Origin of the sequence: Arthrobacter sp. H14, from assembly GCF_000520495.1 — a bacterium.
In the GTDB taxonomy this organism is placed as follows: Bacteria; Actinomycetota; Actinomycetes; order Actinomycetales; family Micrococcaceae; genus Arthrobacter_C.
The window spans coordinates 36,567-37,832 of sequence record NZ_KI914642.1 but is presented as its reverse complement, the minus strand read 5'-3'; the positions used below and the strand labels follow the sequence as shown (position 1 = coordinate 37,832).

Below are 1,266 nucleotides of genomic sequence, written 5' to 3'. Positions count from 1 at the left end.
GTCCAGGCACCGGTGCATTACCTCGACAAGCCGTACAAACTCAGCGATGCCTGGGACGTGATGGCACGGGCCGGCTGCACCGTCGAAAACTTCCCGGAACTGTTCGCCGAGGCGCTTCCCGGACTTTCCGGTGCCGAACCGTCCGAGGTCTGGCAGGCAATCGATCTCGCCATCCGGATCAAGGAGCAAGGCATTGAGCACCTGCACGCGCATTTCGGCTCACTCGCGGCGCGGGTGGCCGAACTGGCATCGAGATTCAGCGGTGTCCCGTTCTCCTTCACCGCTCACGCCAAGGACATCTTCCACGAATCGGTCGATACGGTGCAGCTGCGGAATTTGCTCCAACGGGCCGACCACACCGTGACCATCAGTGCGTACAACCACCAATACCTGCGCAGCACCTTTCCGCAGGAAACCGGCCGCCTGCACCTGGTCTACAACGGTCTCGAGCTCGACCGGTTCCAGTTCCGGTCACCGGAACCGGCTGGTTCCACCCTGCGGGTTGCGGCGGTGGGGCGTTTGGTGGAGAAGAAGGGCTTCGCGGATCTGATCGATGCCACGGAAGTGTTGATCCGTGCAGGCCACCGGCTCCAGGTGCGCATTGCCGGCGGAGGTGTACTGGCCGGCAATCTGGCAGACCGGATTACTGCGGCCGGCCTTAAGGACACCGTCACGCTCCTTGGACCACAGCCCCAGCACGAAATTGGTGAACTGTTGCGCTGGGCGGATGTCTTTGCAGCACCTTGTGTGATCGGAGCCGATGGCAACGCCGATGGAATACCGACCGTGCTGCTCGAAGCCATGGCCATGGGTGTTCCCACCATCGCCAGCAGTGTCACCGGCATTCCCGAAGTCGTCCAGTCAGGCACCACCGGCATCCTTGTGACCCCGGGCAGCATCCCGGATCTGGTGCAGGCTCTGTCAACTGTTGCCGCACCGGGCTATGACCGCGCCGGAATCGCTGCCCGCGCCCGCCGCCTTATTGAATGCAACTTCGACTCCAGGAACCAGGCCCGGCAGTTGCGGAGCTTGCCGGCTGGCAGCTTGCCGGCTGTGGCACAAAGGGGAAACCGATGAAGGTTGCTTACATCTGCGCCGATCCGGGAATCCCGGTCTTCGGTGCAAAAGGGGCCTCAGTGCATGTGCAGGAAATTGTCCGCAGTTTCCTTAAGCGTGGAGATGAGGTGCACATTTACTGCACCCGTGCGGGGGAAGACGTTCCTGCCGATCTGGCCGGCGCCGTAACGTTAACCGAACGGAAACTTC

The 1,266-nt window shown here is 62.2% G+C and carries 1 protein-coding gene and 1 pseudogene; both read left to right on the top strand.

Annotation, left to right across the window (positions count from 1 at the left end; translation table 11 throughout):
- The coding region (locus Y707_RS24220) for a glycosyltransferase family 4 protein (protein ID WP_035780741.1) at positions 1-1,077 on the top strand (1,077 nt) is incomplete at its 5' end.
- Positions 1,074-1,266: pseudogene (locus Y707_RS31330) on the top strand (hypothetical protein); the annotation flags it as partial. The gene Y707_RS24220 and the pseudogene Y707_RS31330, both read left to right, overlap by 4 nt.